Source organism: Dermatophilus congolensis, assembly GCF_900187045.1.
Taxonomy (GTDB): Bacteria; Actinomycetota; Actinomycetes; order Actinomycetales; family Dermatophilaceae; genus Dermatophilus; species Dermatophilus congolensis.
The window spans coordinates 926,208-943,882 of the sequence record NZ_LT906453.1 but is presented as its reverse complement, the minus strand read 5'-3'; the positions used below and the strand labels follow the sequence as shown (position 1 = coordinate 943,882).

The window sequence follows — 17,675 nt, the reverse complement described above, 5'->3', positions numbered from 1 at the left end:
GCTCACCGTGAGCACGCAAAAAAGGAATGCATATAACCTATCAAGTTACGTTTTTCCTAATCAAGATGTGTCTATCCGGCGGAGTAATCCAACTTTTTTGACGGATTACCTTGGTGAGGTGCTCGCTTCAACTTTTGTTCTCGTCTCTTCGCCGTGCGATGCAGCGTTGTCCTCTGCGCTGTTAACGCAGGCCGAGAAGGCGCGGGCGGAGACTTTTCGTCGTCGTGAGGATGCGGTGCGGCATGCGTCAGGGCGGGTGGTGGCGCGGTATGCGGCAGCGTTGGTAAGCAAAAAGACCCCTGAGAGTGTGACGATTGTCACTATTGAGGATGGGCCGCGGCGCGGTCAGCCAGTGAGTCGCATAGGCGGGCTGCGCGGACCATTTGTTTCGATCGCTCATGCTGGCGGCATAGTTGTGGCAGCTGCTTCGTCAGTGCCGTGTGGGGTGGATGTGGAGGCCGAATCCGCGGTGGCGGCGTTGGGTGCTAATGAGTACGCCTTCACTCGGGGCGAATTGGCATCGCTATCCACCAGCACCTCACCTGGGGAAATGACGCGCTGGTGGACAGCGAAGGAGGCGGTAGCCAAGGCGGTAGGAACGGGTTTTCTTTCCTCGGCTACGGCACCGGGCTGTGTGGACGGGCGGGCAGAGACTGTTTCGGTGGCCGGATGTACGTGGCGGCTGTCCGATGTGCACGTCGCTGCCGGGTATCGCGCGGTGGTGGCGTTACCTGCGTGGTCGACCAGTCCGGTGGAGTCGTATGTGTTTGATATTGCTCACCCGTCTTCGTTGGGGTCGGTGTCTTTTTCCTAGGGCGTGGCTTGGTCTGGGTCTTCACAGGGGTGTTCTGTTGGTGATGATCGTGCCGTGAGGTGGTGGGCGAAGGCGAGCATGGATGCGGCCCGGGCGTCCAGGGCTTGCAGGTCTGCTCCTACGTGGCCACTGGTGGGTTCGTGATGCCAGTGCACGGGTCCGCGGGCACGCCACCGTTGGATGAAGGTGTGAGTGTCGTCAGCGATGCGTGCGTCTGCTCCCATGCTGGCTAGCCACAGTGGCGGCAGGGGGTCGCGGGCGGAGGTGACCAGGTGCAGTGGTGATAGTTCGGTGCGTCGGGCTGGGTCGGTGGGAAACTCGTGGGACCAGAAGGCACCGTTTGCATGGCGGTCGAGGTGGACGAGGTCAAGTAGTGGTGCAGTGACGGCCACGGCTGCGATGGGCGTGGTTTCTGGGTTGTCTGATAGCGCTGCAGCCAGGGCTACGAAGCCACCGTGGGAGGCTCCGCAGACGGTGATGCTGTGTGGGGCAGCGATGTTGTTGTGGCGTAGGTGGTGGGCGATGGCGAGTAGGTCACTGATGGCGTGGTGTTTGTTTTCACCGCGTCCAGCCTCGTGCCAGTGGGGGCCTTCTTCGCCTCCGCCGCGTACGTGTGCGGTGGCGACGATGCCGCCACGGTCGCACCAGGCTGCCACGGTTGGTTCGGGTTCTGGGTAGTTTTCGATGCCGAATCCACCGTAGACGGTGAGGAGTACATGTGCGGGGGTGGGAGTTTCGGGTCGGTGGGTGAGGATGTAGGGGATGGAGGTGCCATCGGGGGCGGTGGCGGTGTGGCGGGTGTGCTGTAGGGGCTGATTGATGTCTTCACTGATGGTGGGGGTTGTGGTGTTCAGGGGCAGGTGATGGAGGGTGGTGGGGTGGTCGGCGGTGGCTGTGACGTACCAGAGTCCCGCTTCAGTGAGTGAGGCCGAGGTGAGGGATTCGCCGATGTTGCCTTTCCAGAGGGCGGTGGCTGGTGTGTGGGGGTGGAGTTGATGAAGGGTGATGTGGCCGTTGTTGCTGGTGGCGACCAGGAGGGTTTCAGGGTCGCGGGGATGCAGGGCGAGCCAGAGCAGTCGCCCTGGGGGTGTGGCCCATTGGTTGGTGGTGGCGGTGGGGTGTTCGGAGATTGTGGTCAGTGTTGTTGTGGTGGCGGCCAGGAGTTGCCCGCCGCTGGTGAGCAGGGTGGTTCCGGCTGGGAGTGTATGCCAGGGGGTCTCATGGGGTGTGACGGTGCAGGTATGTTCGTTGTTGTCGTGGAGGTGGACGTGGTGGATGCCGGTGTGACTGCTGCTGCGTTCGATGAGGTGGATGGTGTCGGTGGTGCGGGTCAGGTGGCGGCGCACGCCTGGCGCTCCGGTGGGGCAGAGTGCCAGGCGGCCGTCGCTGGTGAGGGTGGGGGCAGCGAAGGGGCTGATGTGGTGGGCGATGGTGTGCGGTGTGGTGGTTTCGTTTGTGGTGGGTAGAAGTACGGCGTCGCGGTGTTCGTCGTCGTTGCGGCGGGTGAGTGCGACTGTTGCGTGGGGGCAGGTGAGGATACCTATGGGTTCACCTGGTAGTTCGATGTCCAGGCGGGTTCCTGGGTTGGCGTGTGTGAGTTGGTTGGATGTGGCGGTCCAGATGCTTCGTCGAGTGTGCCCTGGGGGGCAGTGCAGGTGAAGGTGGCCGTATGGGGTGGCGGTTGGTGCTGACCAGCGGGGTTGATGGCCGATGGTGCGGATGGCGTTGAGGTAGTTGGTGGTCAGTTCTTCGGGTGGCTGGGTGGCGGTGGTCATCGGCCCACCCGGTCGCGGTGCTGGGGTGCGATGGCGTCGTCGAACCAGCCGAGGTGGCCGCCGTCTCGTAGTGCGCTGGGGGCGGCGGCGGTGGTGATGGGGTTTTCTGGGGAGCTGGTGTCGATGATGTGCATTTGGCCGTGGCCGCCGCGGGTGACGATGGCTGTTTCGCCGGTGGGGTCGGCGGCCACGGCGCGGCGGTCGGCGGCGTCCCATGGTTCGCGGCCTGCTTTGGGGCCATGTTCCAGGGGTGGCAGGTGCCAGCTTGCGCGCAGGCTGAGGTCAGTGAGGTTGTGGGCGGTGAGTTCGTCGCCGTCGGGGTGGATGCGGCTGGCGATGAGGGCGGTTTCGGTCAGGGCGCAGCGGAAGACTAGTCCGGGGCCGAGGTTGGTGGTGCGGGTGGTGCCGGTGTCTAGGTCGAGGATCCACAGGGTGTTAGTCCAGGTGTGCCAGGCTCGGGGGTTGTCTCCGCCGTGGCGGCAGGTAGCGGCGATGATGCGGCGGCGGGGGCAGTGGCGTAGGAAGTAGGCGCGGCCGGGGTTGGTGTCGGGGTCGCCCCAGGGGTGGATGGGGCCGGGGGTAAGGGTGGTGTCGTCGTGGGTTTCTAGGCCGCGGGCGGTGGCGGTGTAGATGGTGCCGGTGGTGGTGTCGTGGGCGTCGCCGTGGCCGGTGGGGTCGATGTCTTCGGTGGTGGTTCCGGTGACGTGGGGGACGTGTGGGCCTGCGTCGGTGATTTCGGTGTAGGTGAGGCGTTGGAGCGCGCCAGGTTCGCGGTGGCGCAGGATGACTGCGGTGTCGGTGAGAGTGATTCCGGGTTCTCCGCTGCGAGTGCGTACGCGGCGGGCGCGGGGTCGGGGGGTGGTGAGGTCGATGAGGGTGACTTGGTCGCTGGAGGGGGTGAAGGATGCTCCGAGGCCTGTGCTGACGCCGATGTAGTGGCCGGTGGGGTCGGTGGCGATGTGTTCGCCGGGGATAGCGATGGCGATGCGGGTTGGGTTTTCAGGTGCGGCGGGGTCTAAAAGGACGAGTTCACCGGAGGCGTCGTCGGCGAAGGCGATGCGGCCGTCGGGCAGGTGGAGTAGGCCTGCGTGTTCGGCTAGGACGGTGTCTTCTAGTGGGGTGTTCCAGGTGTTGGTGGTGGGGTCGTAGAGGTGGATGAGGCCGGCTTTTTGGTCGGCGACAACGATGGTTTTCATGCGAGTTTCTCCTGGTTTTGGCGTTAGTGTCGGCCTGGGGACTGGGCAAATCGGCTTATTTTGCAGTAACTCTCAGCCAATTCTCTCTTAATGAGATTGACTCTCAATATTAATAGTGCGTATGGTGTTACCACGGCACCAACCGGCGCCGTAAGTCCAGACACAAGGAGCTAGACATGCAGAACGATGCAGTGCTTGCCGAGATCCAGGACACCGAACACCTGGCCCACCTTTCGGCATCCCACTCCAACGCTCTCGTCGAGAACCCCTTCGACGCCTGAGACATCTAAAGCAGGCCCGTGGACACATCCCGTCCACGGGCCTGCCCCGTCCCCGCACGCAAAACCACCACCCCGCACCACCCAGAACGACACGACCACGAACAACACAACAACGGCACCAGCGAGCGAGACATGACACCCCAGCGACTCCCCCACGGCGACGACCAAGCCGTCCGCACCCCCGACGGCACCTACATGCACATCGCCCCCAACACCGACGCCGACACCCTCGCCACCGCACTCGCCACCCGCGCCGAATCACGCCGCCCCCACCACCCAACCATCACCACCCACGGCCACGCCCCCCAACTCTTCGACCCCCTCCTGGCCGCACTCACCACCGCCTGCACCACCCCCAACGACAACACCACCCCACCCACCATCGCCCTGCACGCCATCACCACCCCCGAGGACGAAAACCTCGCCCACACCCACCTCACCAACGGCACCACCATCCTCGCCGTCCACCGCGAAGACGACGTCCTCTACATCCACCCCCTCGCCACCCCCGAAGACCCCCAAGCAATCTCCCCCCACCACATCCGCGCCCGCCGCCTCGCAGCCAGCCCCGCCCCAGACCTCGCCCACACCCACTGGCACACCCACGGCGGCGACCCCCTCACCGACCTACCCCCCCACGCCGCACACCTAGCCAGCGCACACCTCCTCACCAACCTCCTCACCCACCTCCACCACATCCCCCAACGCGGCCCCCACCTCCTCACCCGCATCGAAATGACCCCCTTACGCATCACCACCCACCCCATCATCGCCGTACCCCCCACCGAACCCCTCCCCGCAGGCCGGTGACCCCCCACACCCTCACCGTCCCCGCCCACGACGGCACACCACTACACACCATCCACATACCCGCCGACACCACCACCCAACCCGCCCGGGGCATCATCCTCCTACGCACCCCCTACGGCGCACACCACCTCATCGGCGAAGCAACCACCTGGGCAAAAGCAGGCCTACACGCCTACGCCCAAGACGTCCGCGGACGCCATAACTCCGGCGGAATCTGGCAGCCATACACCCACGAAGGCCCCGACGGCACCGCCACCCTCCACACCCTCACCACCCGCCACCCCAACCTCCCCATCCTCATATCCGGCTCCTCCTACGGCGCCCACGCCGCCATCGAAGCCACCCGCCACACCACCGCCACCAACGGCCCCACCATCACCGGCACCATCGCCATGGTCCCCGCCCTAGGCCTATGGGACACCGCCCACGACCCCGACGGCACCCCCCGCATCCGCGACCGCATCGGCTGGTGGACCCAACACGGCCACGGCCCCCACTCACACCCACCCCTACCCCCACACACCCTCGACCACCTCACCCGCCTAGCCACCACCGGCCACCTCACCGATCTCTTCACCAACACCCCCCTAGACACACCCTGGCGCACCCTCTGGGCCGCCCCACAACCCAACCCCCACACCCGCTGGCACCCCGCCCACACCCCCCTACTCACCATCGCCGGCGACCACGACTTCTTCACCAAAGACGCCCACCAACTCCACCAACACTGGCCAGGACCCTCCGCACTCATCCACGGCCCCTGGGGACACGGACTAGGCACCGAACTGGACAAAAACCACCCCACCCGCACCGCCCTACGCACCCACGGCGGACTCTTCACCCCCATCCTCACCTGGGCAAACACCCTCCTAGACCCCAACACCACCCCCGAACACCCCCACCTACACACCACCACACACCTCCACCTCGACCACGGCTGGCAACACAGCACACCCAGGACAAGGAGCACACCATGACCAACCCCAACCCCTGGCCCCTCGACAGCCTCGTCGACGAACACACCGGCATCATCCGACGCGTACGCACCGTCCTACGCCCCGACCGCGCCCCCACCTCCTACACCTCCATGACCGCCGAAGTCTCCGACGCCCGCCGCCTCGGCGAATGGCCCGCCGACCGCGTCTCCCTCGGCACCACCTTCGGCGACCCCCAAGGCGCCTGGATCGCCGCCGTCGCCGAAGCCTGCGAACGCTACTGCGGCAACCACCTCCCACCCAACGGCGACACCCTCCGCCGCGGCACCGCCACCGAGCTACACAACGACGGCCTACACCTCACAACCCCCGACACCCTCCCCCGCCACGCCCCCTGGCAACACCAACGCCCCAACTTCGAATACACCCCCCTCACCGACACCACCCCCACCCTGTGGACCCGCTGCCACATCGACCACCCAGACCAACCCGGCCGCGGCACCGCCGGCGAAATCTGGGCACCAGCATCCCTGGTCTACCTCAACTGGCGCCTACGCCGATACCGCGACCTACCCCGCACCCACCACCTCAACTACGCCGGAATCGCCACCGGACAAGGCTTCTCCGACGCCTGCGACCGCGCCCTGTTCGAAATCATGGAACGCGACGCCCTCGAACTGTGGTGGCACCTGGGCTACCCCGCCCACGGCATCGACCCCGACACCATCCCCGGCCTACACGAAGCCATGAGCGGCACCGACCTCGAATACCACGTCGTAGCCATGCCCCACGACTACGCCCCCGCCTTCGCCGCCCTCGTCTACGACCCCCAAACCGGGCTCTACGCCGCCGGCTTCTCCGCCAAACCCGACCCCGCCGAAGCCGCACGCAAATCCGTCCTCGAAGCCGTCCACACCTGGATCTACACCCTCGGCACCCAACACGCCGACGGCTGGGTATTCCAAGCAGTCCAAGCCGGACTCATGGCCTCCGGCCTCTACCTACCCCACCGCACCGACGCCCGCTACCTCGACGACGCCGGCCCCCACCAACAACACGTCCGCGACCTAGGCGCCCACGTCCAAATCTGGCAAGACCCCCGCACCCACCACCTCGCCCAACGCTTCACCAACCCCGCCCTAGGCACCATCCCCCTGACCGACATCCCCCCAGTCAGCCCCGCCCAACTACGCCGACGCCTCGCCGACAACGGCCACACCGTCATCGTCCGCGACCTCACCACCCCCGACGTCGCCCCCACCGGCCTAGCCGTCGCACGCGTCCTGGTCCCCGACATGATCCCCAACACCCCCGCAGCATTCACCTACTACGGCATGCCACGATTCACCACCGAAGCACACCGACACGGACTACCCACCCCCACCCCCGAAACCCTCAACCTCATCCCCGCCCCCCACATGTGAGCCCACCCATGCACCCCAACCCCTTCAGCCCACAAACCCCCGGACCAACCACCCACCCCGGCCCCCGCACCAACACCTGGGAAGGCCCCACCCACACACCCACCACCACCGGCGCACCCCTAGCAACCATCATCCGCGCCCTCGGATGGGGCCCCCACTTCCACCCCAACCCCCACACCGGAGAACCCACCAAACTCCGCCAACGCGGCGCACCCTCCGCAGGCGCCTGCCAACCCCTCCAATGGCACATCACCTGTGGCACCGGATACGACCTCCCACCCGGACACCACACCCTCCACCCCGACACCGGCACCTACACCCAACGCAACAACCCCAACGACCCCCCACCACTGCCCCACGGCCACGCCACCATCACCATCACCGCACTCCCCCAACGCACCGCCGCCCGCTACCACCACCGCAGCGCCCCCGCCATCATCGGCGACGCCGCCTACGCCACCGCACTCCTGCACGCCACCACCACCGGCACCAACCTCACCCCCCACCCCCTACCCGGCGACGCCACCGCCACCGCAACCCGTATCGCCCTACCCCCACCCACCACCTGGACCAACCACTGGCCCAACACCCCCACCGAAATCCCCCTCACCGCAACCCACATCACCACCCCCGACGCCGACCCCACCACCACCCCCCACACACACCACACCACCCCCACCGGCAACTGCCAACCCCAACCCCCCACCACCCCCACACCCCCCTACATCCCCGACACCACCGACCTCGGCCTCGACACACCACCCCCCACCCTCAACACACTCGACACACCACCCCCACCCATCACCATCCCCACCCTCCTCACCCGACGCAGCCCCCACCCCCACCAACTCACCACCCCCACACCCCCCAACACCACCGCCCACGGCCACCCCCCACTAGGCCCCTGGTGCGCCAACCAACACTGGATCGACCAAACCCCCCACCTCCACCTCTTCCACGCCAGCCCCAACCCCCACCACCAATGGACCGCCCACTACCAAGCCGCCCACACCCTCATCACCCACCTCACCCACGGCCGTAACGCACGCCCCATCTCAGGCTGGACCCACAACCCCCAACACGGAAACATCAGTCACGCACTCGCCGTGGAGGCCCCATGAAAAACCACCTCAACAAACTCATCAGCCACATCATCGAACCCCGCCTGTGGAACCTAGCCACCCAACACCCCCGCCTCCTGGCCACCACCACCGCCCTCACCATCACCCACACCCTCACCTACTGGATCCAAGCCCTCTTCCTCGCCCTAGCCCTCGCCGCCCTCGCCACCCCCAACACCCCCCTACCCACCATCCCCCTGGCCGCAGCACTCACCTGCATCCTCGCCCGCACCGCCATCAGCCACGCCCTCGCCACCACCTCCGCACGCCTCGGCGAAAAAATCCGCACCAACCTACGCACCAACCTCCTCAACACCCTCCTGACCCCCACCAGACTCCACGACACCGACGAACGACTCGGCGCCCGCCGCCTCGCACTCACCGACGGCATCGACGGCATCGACGCCTACACCACCCGCTACATCCCCACCGCCCTGACCACCCACATCCTGTGCCCCACCGCCGTCATCCTCCTCGCTTTCCTCAACCCCTGGGCCGCCCTGACCACCGCCATCTTCCTCACCATCGCCATCCACGGCCCCCGCCTATGGAAAAAAACCATGACCCAACGCGGCCACCACCACTGGGACAGCTACGAACAACTCTCCGCAGACCACCTCGAATCCCTCCGCACCATGCCCACCCTGCGCGTACTAGGCGCCGTCAACCGCCGCCGACAACTCCTCCAACACCGCTCCGACACCCTCCACCGCCACACCGTCGCCACCATGCGCATCTCCCTAGCCGACACCGGCATCATCGACCTCGGCATCCAAGCAGGACTAACCACCGCAGCCATCCTCGCCGCCCTCACCGCCACCGGAAACATCACCACCCCCACCACACACACCACCATCGGCCCCTTCACCGGAACAGCCATCACCTACCTCATCCTCCTCATGGCCTCCGAAACCTTCCGCCCAGTCCGCGACCTCGCCCGCCACTGGCACTCCGGATACCTCGGCCTCACCGCCCTGGACTCCATCGACACAGCCCTAGGCAACACCACCACCCCCACCCAAACCCCCCACCCCACCACCACCGACACCGACACATCCCTCGAAGCCCTCACCGCCACCAACATCCACTTCTCCTACACCCCCGAACACCCCGTCCTCACCGGCGCCAACCTCTACCTCACCCCCGGAAAACTCACCGCCCTCACCGGCCCCTCCGGATCAGGAAAAACCACCCTCTTCGACATCCTCCTAGGCCTACTCACCCCCGACACCGGCACTGTCACCCACCCTGGCCGCATCGCCGTCGTCTCCCAACACTCCTACCTCTTCCCCGGAACCATCGCTGACACCCTGCGCACCGCCGCCCCCCAGGCCAACGAACAACAACTCTGGCAAGCGCTCGAAGCCGTCGGCCTCGACACCGAAATACGCACCTGGCCTGAACAACTCAACACCCGCCTCGGCGAAGCAGGAACCGGTATCTCCGGCGGACAACGTCAACGCCTAGCCATCGCCCGAGCCCTCCTAGCTGACGCCGCCGTGCTACTCCTCGACGAACCCACCAGCGCACTCGATGACCACAGCGCCAGCATCGTCTGTCAAACCCTGCGTAACGAGGCCCGCAACCGCATCGTCCTGATGATTGCTCACCGCCCCGAAGCACTCGCCGCAGCTGAGCAGACCCTGCGCATCACCGACCACCACATCGAGCACTCCACCACCGCACTCGGCCAGGAAGCATCATGAACACCACCACCGCGACTCGCACCTCAACCTTCCGGGACCTCGCCAGCCTCGCACCTTCTCTCCGATCCGAAGCTGCTCCCCTAGCGTGGACCGTTTTTGTCGATCTCATCGCTAACCTCGCCCTGATCGGCTTGTCTGTTGCTACTGCGCACGTCGTCGCTGTCGCCGTTATTGAGCATCGCGTCGACGATCCGGTGTGGTGGTGGGCTGCCATTGTGTTGGCTTTGCTGCGCCCGATCATCAGCTGGCATGAGATGGATATCTCGCACTCGGTCGCGTATCGGGTGTTGGCTCGGCTACGTATGGCACTGTTCGATGGTTTTGCCCGTGGTGTCCCAGCTCGTACCGGTCTGCACTCGGGCAGGTTGGCGGCTACTGCCATGACTGACGTGGAAAAGCTGGAGTTTTTCTATGCGCACACCGTTGCTCAGCTGGCGGCGGCGGCGTTGCTTGTGGTTTTGGCGTTGCCTGTGGCGTGGCTGGTTGCTCCTGCAGCGGCGTGTGTGGTCGCTGCCGCTGTGGTGGCGTTGTGGCTGGTGACGTGGCCCACGCTGGGCCGTGGCGAACGGTTGGGTGCTGAGCAGCAGTCACGGCGGTCGGCGCTGTCTGAGGCTGTTGTTGACTTGCTTGCTGGAACGCGTGAGGTGCTTGTCTTTGACCGTAAGGAGCAGGCGGTAGCTGGTGTGACTGCGGCGGCAGCTGCGGTGGATGTTCCGGCTCGCAAGATCCGCACGTTGGAGGCTTGGGGTGCGTCGTTGCGTGAGGCTGTTGTGGTGGGAGCTTCGGTGGCGTTGGTTGTGGTGGGTGCTACGTCGGTGACGTTGGATCCGGTGTGGGTGCCGTGTTTGTTGGCGGGGTCGTTGACGTTGTTGGCGCCGGTGGCTGAGGCGGTGGCTGTGGTCTCGACGTTGCAGCCTCATCGGGCTAGTGCGCGGCGGGTGGCTCAGGGGGTGGCGTTGGTGTCAGAGGGTGCTGGTTCGGTGGCGTCTGTTGCTGGTGAGGTGGGTGTTGCCGGTGGTGATGGTGTGGCTGTGTCGACGTCTGGGGTGCAGTTTGCGTATCCGGGGCGTGCGGTGATTGAGGTGCCGGATATGTGTGTGGCGGCAGGTGAGCATGTGGGGATTGCGGGTCCTTCAGGGGTGGGTAAGTCGACGTTGGCGCGGTTGTTGACGGGGTTGTGGCGTCCGGATGGGGGTGTGTTGCGGGTGTGTGGGTTGTTGCCTGATGAGGTGCCTGCTGATCGGTGGCCGGGGTTGGTGCAGTTGGTGGAGCAGGATGCTCCGTTGTTGCATGGTTCGTTGGCGGATAATTTGCGGTTGGGTGTTCCGGATGCTTCGGATGCGCAGTTGGGTGAGGTGTTGGAGCGGGTTGGGTTGCCGGTGGATGGTGGGGTTTTTTCGGCTGGGTTGGATACGCAGTTGGGTGAGGGTGGTGCTGCGTTGTCTGGTGGTGAGCGGGCGCGGGTGGCGTTGGCGCGGGCGTTGTTGTTGTCTCCTGCTGTGTTGGTGTTGGACGAGACGACGGCGGCGTTGGATGCGGTTGCTGAGGCTGGGGTGATGGATGTGGTTGCGGGTGTGGATGCGACGGTGTTGGTGATTTCGCATCGGCAGCGGACGTTGGAGCGGATGGATCGGGTGGTGGTGTGGCCTAGTTGATGGGTGTAGTGGTGTGGCCGTGGCCTCTGGTGGTGGGGGGGGTCACGGCCGTGTTGTTGGAGGGGTGGGTTAGGTGGTGTGGATGTAGTGAGTGGTGGGGTGTGGGTGCATGAGGAATTCGTGGTGGGAGATGTTCCAGGCGTAGGCGCCGGCGAGGCTGAATGCGATGCGGTCGCCGGCGCGTAGGGGTGTGGGGATGGCGCGGGAGAGGACGTCTTTGGGGGTGCAGAGTTGTCCGGAGACGATGGCGTGGTGTGGTGTGGTGGGGCTGGTTGGTCGGGGCCAGGGGTGTGGCCAGTGGTTGATGGGGATGACGGTGGCGGGTTGGTTGTGGTTTTTGGTGGCGGGGGTGCGGATGTGGTGGGTACCGCCGCGGACGACGGCGACGGTGCTTCCGTGGCTGGTTTTTACGTCGAGGATTTCGGTGATGTACCAGCCGCAGTAGGCGGTGAGTGATCGGCCGGGTTCGATGCGTAGGGTGAGGTGGGGGTTGTTGGTGAGGATGGTGTGTATGCCGGTGCCGTAGGTGTTCCAGTCGAAGCGCTGGTGGGGGTTGGTGTAGTCGACGTTCATGCCGCCGCCGAGGACGATTTCGTTGAGGGGGATGTTGTGGCGGTGGCTGAGGGCGGCGGTGTGGTTGATGATGTGGCCAGCGTTGGTGAGGGCTTCGGTGGCGTTGAGGCCGCTGGCGAGGTGGGTGTGGATTCCTTTGAGGTGTAGGTGGGGGTAGGTGCCGTTGGTGAGGAGGGTGAGGGCGTGGTGGGTTTGTTCGGGGTCGAGGCCGAAGGGGGTGGGGGTGCCTGCCATGGTGAGGGCGTGGTGGGTTTGTGTTGGTGGGTTGGGCAGGTTGAGGCGTAGGAGGATGTTGGTTGGGTGGTTGGGGTTGGTGTGGTGGGCTAGTTGGTGGAGTTCGTTGATGCTTTCGATGTGGATTCGGTGGGTGTTGTGGTTGATGGCGGTGGTGAGTTCGGTTTCGGTTTTTGCGGGGCCGCTGAAGGCGATGGGTCGTTGGGTGGTGTGTTGGGTGACGTGGGTGAGTTCGCCGCTGGAGGAGACTTCGAATCCGTCGATGTGGGGTTCGAGGGTGGTGAGGATGTGGGGGTCGGGGTTGGCTTTGGTTGCGTAGTAGAGCTCGAGGTTGGGTGGGAGTGCGGCGCGGATGGTGGTGATGTGGTGGTGGAGGCTGGGGAGGTCGTAGATGTAGGCGGGTAGTTGGGTGTGGTGGAGGTTGCGGGCGAGTCGGGTGATGGCTGGTGGTGTGTTCATGGGGTGTGGTTGGGGGTTAGGGGGGAGGTGATGGGGATGTAGGTTGCTTGGCGGTCGGGTAGGCGGTTCCAGCGGGTGATGAGGTTGGCTTTGGCTGGCAGGGGTGCGCCGTTGAGGAGTTCGGTGAGGGGTTGGGGGTTGTTGTGTTGGTCTGCGTAGTTTTGGAGGGTGGTTCGGGTGTCGTCCCATAGGTGGGTTTCGAGGTGGGGGTGGATGTCGGTGAGGGTGGCGGCGAGTTCGGTGAGGTGGTTGGTGAAGAGGCAGTAGGCGATGCGGTTCCAGCCTTGTTCTGGGGTGTAGGTCAGGGGGGTGGCGATGTGTGGGGGAGGTTGTTGAGGAGTTCGGTGTGGTGGTGGTGGAGGAGTTTGGTGCCTTCGAGGTCGCGGAAGATCATGCGGGTGGGTGTGCCGGTGGGGTCGGTGCAGACGATGACGTTTTGGAGGTGGGGTTCGAGGATGAGTCCGTGGTCGAGGTATGCGGTGAGGACGGTGGGGATGAGGAGGTTGTTGTAGGTCTGCCACCAGGTGCGGATGGTTTCGGGGGTGGCGTTGTGGAGTAGGTGGCTTGCGTGGGCGTTGCTGTGGGGGTGTTCTTCGGCGATAGCGGCGGCGAGGTAGGGGGTTTCGTTGGGTTGGCGGTGGTGTTGGAGGCCTTCGCGGAGGATGACGCTGAGTCCTTCGAAGAGGGTGGTGTTGGTGGTGCCGTCGGGGTTGGGTAGGGCGATGGTGCGGTAGGCGGGTTCGCGCAGGATGGTGGTGTTGGGGTGGGTGTGGTGGAGGGTGTCGAGGGTGTTTTTGAGGTGTTTGGTGAGGGTGATTGAGCCGGTGAGTTCGTAGGTGGCGTTGGTGCGGATGCAGTTGGTGATGCGGATGGCGAGGCTGAATTTGAGGAATTCGTGGCCGTTGTAGAGGGTGCGGACTGATGCGGTGGGGTGCCAGGGGCGTGCGCCGGGGCCTAGGTCGATGATGTCTCGGCGGGTGAGGGCGTGTTGGAGGGTGGGGTTGGTGGCGAGGAGTTGCCATTGCCAGGGGTGGGCGGGTAGGTAGCGGTAGCCGTGTGGTGTGGGTGGTGCGTGGCGGTCGAGGGGTTTGGTGGCGTTGTCGTGGGCGGTTTCTTCGTGGATGAGGTGTTCGCGGATGGCGAGGTTGCGTAGGGGGAAGGAGGTGGTGGCTTCGGGGGCGTATCGGTGCCAGTGGGTGTCGGAGCCGGTGTGGGCTTTGGGGGTGGGGTGGAAGCGGTGTCCGTGGATGAGGGTTTGTTCGGAGTTGATGTAGTTCAGGTGGGGGGTTCCGGTGCGGGGGGTGTGGGTGGTGTGGTGGGTGGTGGCGAGGTGGATGTGGTGGAGGCTGGCGCGGACTTGGTCGATGAATTCGTCGTTGGTATGGCCGGTGTGGTGGGTGAGTTCGGTGTTGATGAGGTGGGCGAGTCGTTCGGCGTTGATGGGTTGCCAGGTGTTGTTGTGGTGTTCGTGGAGGGGGCCGTGGAATCGGGGGGTTCCGGTGTGTGAGGGGCGGCGGAGGTGGATGCGTAGTTGGGTGTTGGTGTGGGGCAGGGTGATGTGGAGGTGGTTGTTGGTGGTGTGGAGGTGGTTGGGGGTGCAGAGTTCTCTGGTGAGGCAGTTGAGGAGGGTGTGGGTGGTGATGGTGTCGGCGTCGGTGGGGGTGGGTTGGGTGGTGGGGGTGGTGTTGGTTTCGGTGGTGGTCATTGGTGTCCTTGGTGGTGGCTGTGTGGTTTAGGGGGTGGTGGTGAGGTAGTTGGGTGCGGGTAGGTAGTACTTGTTGATGTCGCTGGCGTGGTGGCGGGTGCGGTGTTTGGGTAGCAGGGTGCCTGCGGTAAGCATGGCTTTGATGGGGTGGGTGGGTGCGTTGAGGATGTGGGTGCGGATGAGGTTTTGGGTGTGGGGGTTGGTGATGGTGTTTGTGGCTTTTTCGAGGTGTTCGCGTAGGAGGGGCAGGCTTGTTCCGGGGGTGAGGCGTCCGGTGTGTTCGAGGTGGATGGCGGGGGCGGCGCAGCATAGGTGGAGGGTGATGGTGGTGAACATGTCGGTGAGTTGTTGGGGGGTGTGGGCGGTGATGCGGGGGTCGTTGAAGGTGGGGTGGTGGGGTGGTGTGAGGTGTTGGTGGAGGTGGGGGGTGTAGATGCGGGGGCTGTCGTTGTCTTTGTAGAGGAGGCGGATGTGGTGGCCGCTGGGCAGGGTGGTGTGGTTGGGGTGTGGGGTGTGGGTGGGTGGGTCGATGACCAGGGAGATGTTTTGTTGGTGGGATTCGAGGGCGATGCCGTGGTCGAGGAGGGTGATGTGCCAGGTGAGGAGGGTGTCCCAGAGGGTGGTGAGGAGGGTGGTGTGGTTGCCGTTGGTGTGGCGGTCGGCGAGGTCGTCGATGACGAGGCGGCCGGTGGGGGTGGTGGCGGTGAGTGCTGCTAGGGGTAGGACGAGGGAGTTGGTGATGGTGGTGGGTAGTTGGCGGGCTAGGCAGGCTAGGAGGGGGTGGTTGGCGTGTGCGTAGCCTTGTTCGTTGGCGTGGAGGATGTGGTGGTTGTTGGTGGTGGTGGCGATGTGTTGGATGAGTTGGTGGCCGGTGGCGGTGTCGGTGAGGCTGCCGGGGGTGATGGTGCGGGTGTTGCGGTTGCCGAGGGTGGCGGTGTTGATGGGGAGTTTGAGGTGGGTGAGGGGGTTGGTGGTGAGGGCGAGGGTGCGTAGGGAGAGTGTGGGGATGGTTTCTGGGCCTGGGGTGTGGAGGAGGTGGGCGGTGGTGAGGCCTGTTTCTGTGAGGGCGTTGGTGAGGTGGGGGCCGATAGTGAGTGGGTGGATGGGTAGGGCGGTTTCGTGGGGGGCTAGGCCGGGGATGTCGGTGCGGCTGGGGGTGGCGGCGCCGGGGTTGGTGGTGAGGGTTTCGGTGGGTAGGGCTAGCCAGTGGAGGTGGATGTGGGGTGCGGTTTCGGGGGCGTATTTGTGGATGTGGTGGGGGGTTAGTCCTGTGCGTGCGTGGCTGGTGGGGTAGACGGGGTGGGGGGTGCGGGCGGCGAGTGCGTCGAAGGCTAGGGAGGCGTGGGGGCCGTACCAGGTGGAGGTGTCGGGTCCGTGGGTGGTGGTGAGGTGGTGGTGGAGGGTGTGTTGGGTGGTGTCGTGGATGTGGGTGGTGGTGAGGTGGTTGGCGCATTCGGTGGCGAGGGTGGTGAGGCCGTTGCGGGTGTCGTTGTCTAGGAGGGGGGTGATGGTTGTGAGGAGGTGGGGGTAGGTGGTGATGTGGGGGCCGGGGTCGGTGCGTGGGTGGGTGGGTCGGGTGCGCCATTGGCACATGAATTGGGTGGGTTGGACGGGGATGAGTAGGTCGGTGGTGGGGGTGAGTGTGCGGCGTAGCCAGGGGCCGTCGTGGTGGTGTTCGAGGGTGGATTTGGTGCGGATGTTGCCGATGTCTTCGCGGAGGAAGGTGTCGAGGAGTTGGTGGATGAGGTGGGTTTCGTGGGGGTTGGTGGGTTTTGTTGGGGTCATGGTGTGATTTCCCATGTGAGGGTGGCGAGGTGCTTTTCGGCGGCGGTGTTGACGGCGGTGCGGGTGGTTCCGGTGGTGCGTAGTACGCCGAGGTAGTCGCGGTTGGTGTGGTGGAGGGGGTGGGTTTCGCCGATGTTGCGTAGGGGTGTGTAGGTGAGGTGGGTGGTGCCGTCGGTGTGTTCGTGGGCGGTGGGGGCGGCGGTGAGGGTGCCGGGGGTGGTGGCGTGTGGCCAGTCGATGCGGGCGGCGATGTTGGTGCGTAGGGGTAGGTGTGTGGGGAGGGGGTGTCCTAGGTGGGTGAGCCAGACGTGTTCGAAGTAGGGGATGTTGTGCAGTTCGGCGAGGAGGAGGTCGCATTGGTCGCCGATGGAGCGGTAGTTGACTTCGATGAGGTGGACGTGTCCGTTGTTGATGATGAATTCGGTGTGGCAGGCGCCGAAGTTGACGCCGAGGATGTTGAGTTGGTGGAGGACTTGGTTGGTGATGTTGGTGGGGTGTGTGGGGGTGTAGTGGCAGGTTGTTTCGATGAAGTAGGGCGGTGGTGTGGTGGTGGTGTGGAAGCCGCCGAGGATGTGGAGGTGGTTGTTGTCGCCGAGTGTTTCTAGGGTGCAGAGGTCGCCGGGGAGGTATTCCTCTATGAGGAGGGTGTCGTGGGGGCGGCGGGTGCGGATGGTGTTGATGGCGTTGGTGAGGTGGTGTGGGGTGTGGGTGAGGATGACGTCTTCGCTGGCGACGCCTTCGCAGGGTTTGATGACGCAGGGGTAGGTGATGGGGAGGGTGTGGATGGTGTTGGTGGGGGTGTCTGGTGGGAGTTCGGTGGTGGTGATGCCGGCGCCGTGGCGGGCGAGTTGGCGGCGCATGAGTGCTTTGTTTTTGGTGTGGAGGGTGGCGCGCCAGTCTTTGCCGGGGAGGTTGTAGTAGGCGGCGGCGAGGGCGGTTTGGGTTTGGAGGTGGTCGCTGTTGCTGAGGATGACGTCGGGGTGGGGGTGGTTGCTGATGGTGGTGATGACGTCGTGGTGGTTGAGGACGTTGCAGTTGATGATGCGGGTGTTGGTGGTGGGGGTGTAGTCGTTGGGGTGGTCGGTGAGGATGGTGGTGTTCAGGCCGAGGCGGTGGGCGGCTGGGAGGTAGCCGTGGGTGAGTGAGTGGTTGGGGTTGCGTGCGAGTAGGTATGCCTGCATGTGTGGCGGGCTTTCGGTGGG

Annotated in this window: 15 protein-coding genes; 8 read left to right on the top strand and 7 right to left on the bottom strand. The window is 65.0% G+C overall.

The window, feature by feature from the left end:
• Positions 1-118: 118 nt before the first annotated feature.
• Positions 119-814, top strand: coding sequence for a 4'-phosphopantetheinyl transferase family protein (locus CKV89_RS04045; protein WP_157728081.1), 696 nt, complete (start codon positions 119-121; stop codon positions 812-814).
• Here CKV89_RS04045 and CKV89_RS04040 read toward each other — a convergent pair.
• Positions 811-2,589, bottom strand: coding sequence for a prolyl oligopeptidase family serine peptidase (locus CKV89_RS04040; protein WP_028327187.1), 1,779 nt, complete (start codon positions 2,587-2,589; stop codon positions 811-813). The two genes, CKV89_RS04045 and CKV89_RS04040, sit on opposite strands and share 4 nt — an antisense overlap.
• Complete coding sequence (locus CKV89_RS11725; protein WP_051277505.1) at positions 2,586-3,785, bottom strand: hypothetical protein; 1,200 nt, start codon at positions 3,783-3,785, stop codon at positions 2,586-2,588. The genes CKV89_RS04040 and CKV89_RS11725 overlap by 4 nt, the downstream gene beginning before the upstream one ends.
• Positions 3,786-3,961: 176 nt before the next feature.
• On the opposite strand from CKV89_RS11725, the gene amiA reads away from it, so the two are divergent.
• From amiA to CKV89_RS04010, 7 genes are read left to right on the top strand one after another with little or no spacing between them, the layout of a single operon-like run.
• Positions 3,962-4,066 carry a streptamidine family RiPP gene (amiA, locus tag CKV89_RS12505; RefSeq protein ID WP_243886421.1) on the top strand — a complete coding sequence of 35 codons (105 nt, stop codon included), beginning with the start codon at positions 3,962-3,964 and terminating at the stop codon, positions 4,064-4,066.
• An 18-nt stretch (positions 4,067-4,084) separates the two neighbouring features.
• Entirely contained in the window at positions 4,085-4,876 is a 792-nt protein-coding gene (locus CKV89_RS12500) for a hypothetical protein (protein ID WP_028327188.1), read from the top strand.
• A complete protein-coding gene (locus tag CKV89_RS04030) occupies positions 4,873-5,853 on the top strand; it encodes a CocE/NonD family hydrolase (RefSeq protein WP_051277506.1) in 981 nt (326 codons plus the stop codon). The genes CKV89_RS12500 and CKV89_RS04030 overlap by 4 nt, the downstream gene beginning before the upstream one ends.
• Positions 5,850-7,235: a YcaO-like family protein gene (locus CKV89_RS04025; RefSeq protein ID WP_028327189.1), complete on the top strand. Its 1,386-nt coding sequence runs from the start codon at positions 5,850-5,852 to the stop codon at positions 7,233-7,235. The genes CKV89_RS04030 and CKV89_RS04025 overlap by 4 nt, the downstream gene beginning before the upstream one ends.
• The gene (locus tag CKV89_RS12495) at positions 7,232-8,356 is read left to right on the top strand and encodes a hypothetical protein (protein WP_157728080.1); all 1,125 of its coding nucleotides are present in this window, start codon (positions 7,232-7,234) and stop codon (positions 8,354-8,356) included. Before CKV89_RS04025 ends, CKV89_RS12495 begins: the two co-directional genes overlap by 4 nt.
• The gene (locus CKV89_RS12490) at positions 8,353-10,062 is read left to right on the top strand and encodes an ATP-binding cassette domain-containing protein (RefSeq protein WP_051277730.1); all 1,710 of its coding nucleotides are present in this window, start codon (positions 8,353-8,355) and stop codon (positions 10,060-10,062) included. Before CKV89_RS12495 ends, CKV89_RS12490 begins: the two co-directional genes overlap by 4 nt.
• Positions 10,059-11,717 (top strand): ATP-binding cassette domain-containing protein, encoded by a 1,659-nt coding sequence (locus tag CKV89_RS04010; protein ID WP_084441379.1) that lies wholly within the window; start codon positions 10,059-10,061, stop codon positions 11,715-11,717. The genes CKV89_RS12490 and CKV89_RS04010 overlap by 4 nt, the downstream gene beginning before the upstream one ends.
• Before the next feature lie 69 nt (positions 11,718-11,786).
• Here CKV89_RS04010 and CKV89_RS04005 read toward each other — a convergent pair whose 3' ends face one another.
• Genes CKV89_RS04005 through CKV89_RS03990 form a run of 5 tightly spaced genes read right to left on the bottom strand, consistent with a single transcriptional unit; the run spans position 11,787 to position 17,654 of the window.
• Positions 11,787-12,983 carry an alanine racemase gene (locus CKV89_RS04005; protein ID WP_028327826.1) on the bottom strand — a complete coding sequence of 399 codons (1,197 nt, stop codon included), beginning with the start codon at positions 12,981-12,983 and terminating at the stop codon, positions 11,787-11,789.
• Positions 12,980-13,288 (bottom strand): ferric iron reductase, encoded by a 309-nt coding sequence (locus CKV89_RS12685; RefSeq protein ID WP_407919586.1) that lies wholly within the window; start codon positions 13,286-13,288, stop codon positions 12,980-12,982. Before CKV89_RS12685 ends, CKV89_RS04005 begins: the two co-directional genes overlap by 4 nt.
• Positions 13,285-14,688 carry an IucA/IucC family protein gene (locus tag CKV89_RS04000; protein ID WP_197697067.1) on the bottom strand — a complete coding sequence of 468 codons (1,404 nt, stop codon included), beginning with the start codon at positions 14,686-14,688 and terminating at the stop codon, positions 13,285-13,287. The genes CKV89_RS12685 and CKV89_RS04000 overlap by 4 nt, the downstream gene beginning before the upstream one ends.
• Before the next feature lie 27 nt (positions 14,689-14,715).
• The gene (locus tag CKV89_RS03995) at positions 14,716-16,473 is read right to left on the bottom strand and encodes an IucA/IucC family protein (RefSeq protein ID WP_028327825.1); all 1,758 of its coding nucleotides are present in this window, start codon (positions 16,471-16,473) and stop codon (positions 14,716-14,718) included.
• Positions 16,470-17,654 carry an ATP-grasp domain-containing protein gene (locus tag CKV89_RS03990; protein ID WP_028327824.1) on the bottom strand — a complete coding sequence of 395 codons (1,185 nt, stop codon included), beginning with the start codon at positions 17,652-17,654 and terminating at the stop codon, positions 16,470-16,472. The genes CKV89_RS03995 and CKV89_RS03990 overlap by 4 nt, the downstream gene beginning before the upstream one ends.
• Between the last annotated feature and the right edge of the window lie 21 nt (positions 17,655-17,675).